General features: G+C 69.2%; 6 protein-coding genes and 1 pseudogene. 5 read left to right on the forward strand and 2 right to left on the reverse strand.

Features of this window, described 5'->3' with window-relative positions; genetic code table 11:
- Nucleotides 1-64: 64 nt before the first annotated feature.
- Together VNT50_RS07840 and VNT50_RS07845 are read right to left on the reverse strand one after the other, a co-directional pair.
- Nucleotides 65-760 (reverse strand): methyltransferase domain-containing protein, encoded by a 696-nt coding sequence (locus tag VNT50_RS07840; protein ID WP_325484553.1) that lies wholly within the window; start codon nt 758-760, stop codon nt 65-67.
- Nucleotides 757-1,884 carry a type III polyketide synthase gene (locus VNT50_RS07845; protein ID WP_325484554.1) on the reverse strand — a complete coding sequence of 376 codons (1,128 nt, stop codon included), beginning with the start codon at nt 1,882-1,884 and terminating at the stop codon, nt 757-759. The genes VNT50_RS07840 and VNT50_RS07845 overlap by 4 nt, the downstream gene beginning before the upstream one ends.
- A 92-nt stretch (nt 1,885-1,976) precedes the next feature.
- Between VNT50_RS07845 and rraA the strand changes: the two genes are divergently transcribed.
- The 5 genes and pseudogenes from rraA to VNT50_RS07870 form a co-directional block, all read left to right on the forward strand.
- The gene (rraA, locus tag VNT50_RS07850) at nt 1,977-2,444 is read left to right on the forward strand and encodes a ribonuclease E activity regulator RraA (protein WP_325484555.1); all 468 of its coding nucleotides are present in this window, start codon (nt 1,977-1,979) and stop codon (nt 2,442-2,444) included.
- 193 nt (nt 2,445-2,637) lie between these two features.
- Nucleotides 2,638-2,880: a twin-arginine translocase TatA/TatE family subunit gene (locus VNT50_RS07855; protein ID WP_325484556.1), complete on the forward strand. Its 243-nt coding sequence runs from the start codon at nt 2,638-2,640 to the stop codon at nt 2,878-2,880.
- 26 nt (nt 2,881-2,906) lie between these two features.
- Entirely contained in the window at nt 2,907-3,677 is a 771-nt protein-coding gene (tatC, locus tag VNT50_RS07860) for a twin-arginine translocase subunit TatC (protein WP_325484557.1), read from the forward strand.
- 25 nt (nt 3,678-3,702) lie between these two features.
- Nucleotides 3,703-4,119, forward strand: coding sequence for a twin-arginine translocase TatA/TatE family subunit (locus VNT50_RS07865; RefSeq protein WP_325484558.1), 417 nt, complete (start codon nt 3,703-3,705; stop codon nt 4,117-4,119).
- Nucleotides 4,120-4,254: 135 nt separating this feature from the next.
- Nucleotides 4,255-8,399: pseudogene (locus tag VNT50_RS07870) on the forward strand (hypothetical protein); the annotation flags it as partial.

Raw genomic sequence — 8,399 nt, forward strand, 5'->3', positions numbered from 1 at the left:
TCCGCGGCGATCAGCAGGCCGGCGGGCCCCGCGCCGACGACGATCGCGTCGTGGTCGGGGCCGTTCACGACGCCTGCCAGCGCGCGACCAGCCGGAACGGCACGGGCGCGGCGACGCTCCAACCCCCGGGAAGCGCGTCGCGCAGCTCGCCCGCCGTGTAGCTGCGGCGGATGCTGCGCAGCCCGTCGGTGCGGAGGAACGAGCCGGGCGCGAAGGGGGTGACCCCGACGGCGTACGCGCCGTATGCCACCCGGCCGCGCGCGATGTCGGAGTGCAGGGCGATCCGCGACGCGAGGGCGCTCGAGTCGGCCGCGAGCCCGTCGAGCTGGGCGGCGCTCAGGTGATGCAGCAGGTGGTTCGACACCACGACGTCGAATCGCTCACCCTCGGTCACGAGTTCCGCGCTCACCGCGGGGCGATAGCGGATGCCGTCGACCGGCGTTGCGCGCGCGACCGCGAGCCCGCGCTCATCGGGGTCGATGCCGACACCCTCGACCGCGAACCCGTCGGCGCGGGCGCGGGCGACCAGGCGGCGCAGCACGTCTCCCCCGCCGCATCCGATGTCGAGCAGGCGTCCGCGCCCACCGCCTGCGACAAGGCTCGGGCGCACGTGCGCCTCATAGACGCGACCCCACCCGGAGAGAAGGCGGTTGACCATCGCGAAGCGGTGCAGCGTGCGGCGCAGGCGGGCGGGGTCGCAACCGGGGTCGTCCATCAGCTCGACGAGCGCCGCATTGCGGCGGTCGAGCCCGGCACTCACAGCGCCGGGGCCGAGGCCTCGACCACGCGGCGCGTGAACCGGGCGGCCTCCACCGTCAGTCCGGGCCCGAACGCCATGCCCGCCACCCCGGCGCCATCGCTCAGGGCGTCGTCCGCCAGGATGCGCTGGAGGATGAACAGCACCGTGGCGCTCGACATGTTGCCGTAGTCGCGCAACACCGAGCGGGAGACATCCATCGCCTCGTCGGAGAGCTCCAACCCGCCCTGCACGCGGTCGAGCACGCTGCGCCCTCCCGGGTGCACCGCCCAGGCATCCACCTCCGTCGCGGGGTCGGCGTCTCCGCGGAGCAGAGTGCGCACGACGCTGCGGATCTCGCGCCCGACGATGCGCGGCACTTCGGCCGTGAGCTTCATCTCGAAGCCCTCGTCGCCGATCGTCCATTCCATGTCGCTCTCGCCCTCGCTGGTGATCGCGGTGCAGAACTCGCCGATCTCGAAGACGGGGCCGGCGACGCGGGGCGGGGTGGCCGTGATGATCGCGGCGCCTGCGCCGTCGGCGAAGACGGCGCCGGCGACGATCTGCTCGGGGTCGCGGGAGGAGCGGATGTGCAGCGAGCAGAGCTCCGCGCACACGACCAGCACGACGGCGTCCGGCTGGGCGTCGCTGATGCGGCTCGCGGCGCGCATGGCGGGAAAGGCCGCGGCGCACCCCAGGAACCCGAGGTGGTAGCGCTCGGCGGTGGTGCGGATGCCGAGGTCGCGCACCAGCCGGAAGTCCGGTCCCGGCGCGAAGAACCCCGTGCACGAGGCGGTGATGATGTGGGTGACCTCGGATGCCGCGACGCCGGCCCGCTCGAGCGCGTCCGCCGCCGCGCCGGCGTAGAGCGCCGGCGCCTCCCGCCGGTACACGTCATTGCGGGTGCCGGTCGAGGGAGCGTGCATCTCGCCGGTGGTGCCGTCGATGAAGACGCCGTCGCGTCCCGACCCGAGATCGGTGATCACCGAGTGGCGATACTCGATCGCGGACTGGTCGTACGCCGCGTGAATGAGCCGCGAGGCCAGGCGGTCGATGCCCTCCTGCGCGGCGAACAAGTCGCGCACGACCGACTGGCTGAGGCGGGTCGCCGGGACCGCGGTGCCCACCGACAGGATTCTCGCGGCCATGGTTCAGCCTAACCACGCGCCGGCGGTGCGTGGGCGCGGATTGGCAGGCGCGCCGGGCCAGTGTGCGCCCGCCCGCTCGGTACCCTGGCGCCATGATGATCGCGACCGCCGACCTCTATGACACGCGCGGCGACGAGCTCGACTCGCTCGCCCTCCAGTTTCACGACTTCGGAGGTGAGGTGGCGTTCGACGGACCGATCCGCACGGTGCGCTGCCACCGCGACAACGCCCTCGTGAAGGAGACCCTCGCAACCCCCGGGGCCGGCGCCGTGCTCGTGGTCGACGGCGGCGGATCGCTCGAGTCGGCGCTCGTGGGCGACCTCATCGCGGCATCCGCCGTCGAGAACGCCTGGGCGGGGATCATCGTCTTCGGGGCGATCCGCGACCGGGTAGCGATCGGCACCCTGCCGCTCGGGGTGAAGGCCCTCGGCTCCAATCCGCGCAAGAGCGCGAAGGACGGTGCCGGTGAGGTCGACGTGCCCGTCACGATCGCGGGGGTCTCGTTCCGCCCCGGGGCTCACGTGTGGGCGGACGCCGACGGCATCCTCGTGGAACGCTGACGCAGCCTCGTCGAACGCTGACGCAGCATCCACTGTTGACGCAGCATCCATTGCTGACGGAGCATCCGCGCCCTCCGGAAGAACTCTCTGTTGTGCAAACGCCGGTCGTGTGCGAGACTCCCGGAAAACGCATTCCGTCCCGCTGGCATGGGCAGCGGAACAACCTCGCACACACTGGAACAAAGGAGTCACCGTGGCGAATCTCACAGGCTGGCATGGACTGATCCTCCTGGCCATCGTCCTGCTCATCTTCGGCGCCAGCCGGTTGCCCGCGCTGGCCAAGGGAGTCGGTCAGTCGGTCAGGATCTTTCAGAAGGAAGTGAAGCCGAAGGCGTCGGAGCGGCATGCTGAGACCACGGAGCTCGCCGCAGCCCCCGACCCGATCTCGCCGGTCGCGCTTTCGGATGCAGCACGCCCAGGGCCCCTGGTCTCCTGAGCATGTTCCGTCGCCGGCCAGCTTCGGTGGACGCCCCCATTCCGCTGAAGAAGCACCTCGTCGAGTTGCGCCGCCGTCTCGTCATCGCCGCGGCGGCCATCGCCGCCGGCACGGTGGTCGGGTTCGTTCTGACCGATCTGCTGTGGCACGTGCTCGCGCAGCCCGTGGCGGCGACCGACACAGCTGCGCGCGCGGCGATGATCAACTTCACCACGGTCTCGGGGGCGTTCGACCTGCGTCTGCAGATCGCGTTCACCTCGGGTGTGGTGATGTCGAGCCCCGTGTGGCTGTATCAGATCTTCGCGTTCATCGTTCCCGGTCTCCGGCGCCGGGAACGCCTCTACGCGTTGGGGTTCGTCGGTGCCGCATTCCCGCTCTTCCTGCTCGGCGGGGCTGCCGGCTGGCTCGTCGTGCCGCACATGGTCGATCTGATGCTGGGGTTCGTGCCGGATGGCAACTCGGCCCTGCTCGACGCCCGCAACTACATCGACTTCGTGCTCAAGCTGATCCTGATCACCGGCGTCGCCTTCGTCGTCCCCGTGCTGATGGTCTTCCTCAACTTCGTGGGAGTGGTCTCCGGGCGATCGCTCCTCGCGGGGTGGCGATGGGCCGTGCTCGCGATCGCGGCCTTCACGGCGATAGCAACGCCTGCCGCCGACGTGCTGTCGATGTTTCTCCTCGCCATCCCCATGGTGCTGCTGTACGTTGCCGCGTGCGGGGTCGCACTCATCCACGACCGTCGGGCGAGCGCTCGTCTCGAGCTGCTCGTAGACGGCCCGCCCGTCACTCGAATCTGATGGAGGCACCGTGCTCGGCTTGACCATGGAGAAGCTCATCATTCTCGGCGTGCTCGCCGCGATGCTGATCGGCCCCGAGCGTCTGCCCGCCGCAACACGACGACTGGCCGAGTTCATCGAGATCGTCCGGCGCGGGCTGACCGAGGCGAAGGCGCGAGCCCGAGAATCGGTGGGCCCGGAGTTCGATGACATCGACTGGAAGGCCTACGATCCGCGTGCCTACGATCCTCGCCGCATCATGCGTGAGGCGTGGACGCAGGATGACAACGCCGTCACCGCCCGCCCCGTGCCGCCCACCGTTGCGGACCCCGCATCGGGGGGCTCGACATCGGCGACGACCTGGTCTCGAACCGTGCGCAGCGACACCGGTGCGCGCGAGTCTCACAGCGACACGCATCGCGAGCCGCAGCGCGTCGGCGACGAGGACGTTTCCGCCGCCTGACGTACCCCGAACCCGGCGGCAGGAGCTTTCCCGCCGCCGCGAACAAATTCGCTGTAGACGTGGAATGCGCTTTCCGATAGCGTTCCAGCAGCGATGGCGCCCCCTCTGTGACATCGACGTCGAATAGGAGCATTCATGGAACTCACCAGGCGGAACTTTCTGGTCGGCTCGGGAGTAGGTGCGGGGCTCGCGGCCGCGCCGTTCTCGTGGGCACCGGCCTCGGCTGCCGAAGCGCCAGCGGACGGCGCGGCGGCGTCGGGGCTGCTCGACACCATCGAGCTGGGCAACTCCACGTCCGAGTCGCAGCACGCGCTCACCGCGCTGCTGTCCACGCCGCAGACCGGAGCGCTTTCGCAGCCCTCCCGCATCTTCCACCCGACCACTCCTGCCTCGTACTGGGGCGGGAGCGTGCGGTTCACGATGGCCGTCGCCCCGCAGGGCACGACCTATGTCTCGGTGAAGCTGTGGGGCGGTGACTTCGATGAGGTCGACGGCAACCAGTGGCGGCTGCAGCTGTTCACCGGCGATGGTCTGCAGATCGGATACCAGGAGGCCGGCGTGATCGACAACGTCGACATCCTCGGTACGCACCCGCGCACTCCCGGGCGGTTCTTCGTCCACACCCTGCCGCTGCCGGAGCACCTCACCGCCGGCAAGACCTCCCTCGAACTCGAGCTGCGCGCACAGGGCCGCATCTGGGCGTACGGCGGAACGCCCCAGTCGTTCTTCTACAACCTGAAGAACGATTCGCGCCCGGTCTATCGCATCTACACCCACACCGAAGCGTGCTTCGTGCCCGGCACAGACGACTCGTACGGCCCCGCTCCGGCCCCGGCGACGCGGCCGCGCACGGACGAACAGCCCACGATCGACGGCATCCGTGCGCGCGTCATCTCCGATCTCACCAGTCTGGCGACGACGGCCAGCACCGCGAACTTCGACGGATGGCAGATCCAGGAGCTCGCCGAAGGCTTCCTCTGGAACGACCCGAACGGCGCCAACCCGGCGTACCTCAACAACGACGCGTTCGAGCGCACCTTCCGCGGCGTGGACGGACGCTACCGGGCATGGAAGGCGAACAGCGCCGTCCTCACCGGGTCGGATCAGCAATGGCAGGGATTCGGCCGGGTCGGCCACGTTCTCTCCCTGCTCGGCGGGCACGACCGCCAGAAGGTCGAGACGGCACTGGACCAGCCGGTCTACGGGTCCACCTCGACGTTCCTGAACCCCGGCTTCGAATCCAGTTCGACGGCAGCCGATGGCTGGTCCAAGCCGGGTTGGCTCGGCAACCAGGGCGCTGTTGCGATCGACGCCGCTCAAGCACGCCCCGGCAGCGCGGGCACGCGCTCGGTGAAGATCACCAACGCCGCGGGCCAGACCACGCTCCTCGACTCGTCCACCCGGGCGAAGGTCACGGTCGGCAGCACCTACGTCTTCGGCAGCTGGATCCGCACGCGCGGCACCGAGACGGCCGCGGGCCGCGGCGCCTACCTGAACGTCCTCCTGTACAACGCCGCCGGCGCCATCGTTCAGTACAACGGCGTGAACGACATCCGCGCCTGGGCGCCGGTCAAACCCGACCAGGACTGGATCTTCGTCAGCCTCGAGATCAAGATTCCCGCCACCGTCGTCGGCGCCGACGTGTCGCTGCGCCTCGCCGGGGCGGGCACCGCCTGGTTCGACGACGTCACCATGCTGGATCTCGCCGCGGGCGGCTACCCGGCCAACCCCGGGTTCGAAGCGAGCGGCACCACGACCGATGGCTGGTCGAAGGCGGGCTGGATTCCCAACCAGGGAGAGGTCGCGATCGACACCGCACAGGTGCGACCGGGCACCACGGGCACGCGTTCGGCCCGCATCGTCAACGCCGCCGGTCAGGTCACCGTGCTCAACTCGGCCACGCGCAACAAGATCGTCGCCGGCGAGCGGTACACGTTCGGGGGCTGGATCCGCACGCGCGGCACCGAGACCGCCGCCAACCGGGGCGCGTATGTGAACGTGATCCTGTACGACGCGGCAGGCTCGATCGTGCGGTACAACGGCGTGAACGACACGAAGATCTGGGCGGCCGCCAAGCCCGATCAGGACTGGGTGTTCGTCAGCACCGACATCACCGTTCCGGCGAACGTCGTCGGAGCCGACATCTCGCTGCGCCTCGAAGGAGCGGGTTCCGCCTGGTTCGACGACATCACGCTCCTCGACGCGAAGGTCGATCGCCCCTTGAGCGGAACCCCGACGCGGCGCGCGGCGTACAAGGAGATGCTTCTCGCGAGCTGGAGCTTCTGGCGCCTTCACTTCCCCCACTACACCAACCAGGTGCAGATCGCCACGATCGGTCTCATCCAGGTGCAGCGGGCGCTCGCAACCTACTTCCCGGCCGATGCGCCCCCTCAGGCGGAGATGCGCGGGTTCATCGAGGAGGCGCTCGGGCTTGCCCCGTCTCTCGGGGCCGTTCTCGAAGACGGCAGCCGCGAGCGCGTGGTCGGTGCGAACTACTTCCAGGTGACCGAAGCGGGGCTCACTCGAGAACTGGGCTACGTGGGCGCCTACGGCGAAGTCACGGACTGGCTCGCCATGATGTGGGAGGCCATGGTCCGCGGCGTCGATGCGCCCAGCACGTCGGAGCCCTGGATGGTGTCGATCCGCGACCGGATGATCCAGATCATCGAGACGCGCCTGCGATTCCGGATCGCCGACGTCGACGCCGAGGGGCACCGGGTGGTCACTCAGGAAACGGTGATCGGCTGGCGGAACGAGACCTATCCGGGCTATGCCACCTATCTGCAGTACACGGCATGGGACGGCAACCCGCTGCAGGCGGTAGCGGTGCTGGGGGAGCACTCCGCCGAGATGATCGGTGCGACGCGGGAGTTCATGCGCGACGGCCAGCTCCCCCCTTCGCTCGACCGAATGATCGTCACGCGAAACGGGCGGGTCAACCTGAACGCGATGCGGTTCATCGCCCATCACATCCCGCAATGGGCCGAGATCGACGGCAGCGCTCCCGGCTCCTCGCTGCCGGCGCTCCCGACGGCGTGGGGCAATCCGGACTTCGTGTTCGCCGACCCCGAGAACGCCGTCGTCGCCATCAAGGACGGGGAAGACCTCGTCTACGCCAACCTCTACTTCCGTGCCCGGCACGGGATGAACAGCTATGGACGAGTGCACTGGGTCCGGCAGGACTACCAGCGTTCGGCGACCGTTCGGATGATCCAGCAGTCCCGGCCATACCCGGGACGACCGGAGCTCGAGGCCGATTCGCCGGTCTTCACCGTCCACGGCGATTGGCTGATGTGGGACTACTCCATCAACGACGTCGGAGCCGGAGTGATCCCGCCCGGCGGGTGGGCCCTGCCGGCCGACCCGCTCGCGGCCCAGCGGCCGATCACCGGTCAGGCGATGGATGGATTCGAGTTCCCGCTCGCCTGGATCGCCGATGATGTCAGGGATCCCGCACTCGGGCTGAGCGGTCGCGACGGCATCGAGAAGATGCTGGTCGGGCGCCCGGAGTTCGGCGTGCTCAGGTACGGTCCCTACATCATCGCGATCAACACCACCGCCGACCGCGAGTACTCGTTCACCCCCGGCGGCCTCGCGAAGGCGACGCTTCTGCTCTCGGGCGCACAGCAGCTGCACGGTTCGGCTGCCCCCGGTACGACGTCGGTCATGCTCTACGAGCAGATCAGCGTCCCGCCGCAGGGCACCGTCATCCTGAGGGTCTCCGACGAGAAGGTCGACGCGGCGAAGGCCGCGCCGGCGAAGGGCACGCTGAGTCACGACAACGGCTGGGACAGCGGGCTCCACGACGGCAGGTACAACGTGACGATGAACCTGTGGTCGGGGGAGAACGCGTCACTGCTCCGGCTCTACGAGAACGGCTCGCTCATCGCGACCGTGCCCCTCACCTACAAGGGCACGGCTGCGCAGCGGGTGGTCGTTCCCATCACGGGACGCGCCAACGGCAGCTACGCCTACACGGGCGAGCTCGTCAACACCAAGGGGACCACGGCGACCGCGCCGGTGACGGTCACGGTGACGCAGGCCAACCCGGGCATACCCTCGCTCAGCCACGACAACTGGGACAAGGACGGCGCCTACACCGTGACCGCCAACATGTGGTGGGGGACGAACGCGAGCAGCTACCGGTTCTACGAGAACGGCACGCAGGTCGCCTCCGGATCGCTCACCGAGAACACGCCCGCCGCGCAGAAGGCGACGCTGCAGGTCAGTGGGAGGCCGGTGGGAACCTACACCTACCGGGTCGAGTTCGTGAACGCCTC

The sequence above is a fragment of the Microbacterium sp. genome, from assembly GCF_035554235.1.
Taxonomy (GTDB): domain Bacteria; phylum Actinomycetota; class Actinomycetes; order Actinomycetales; family Microbacteriaceae; genus Microbacterium.

What these genes read in the sequence shown, in the direction of transcription:
- VNT50_RS07845 (WP_325484554.1), bottom strand. Translation starts at nt 1,884, where the DNA reads ATGGCCGCGAGAATCCTGTCGGTGGGCACCGCGGTCCCGGCGACCCGC.
- VNT50_RS07865 (WP_325484558.1), top strand. Translation starts at nt 3,703, where the DNA reads ATGGAGAAGCTCATCATTCTCGGCGTGCTCGCCGCGATGCTGATCGGC.
- rraA (WP_325484555.1), top strand. Translation starts at nt 1,977, where the DNA reads ATGATGATCGCGACCGCCGACCTCTATGACACGCGCGGCGACGAGCTC.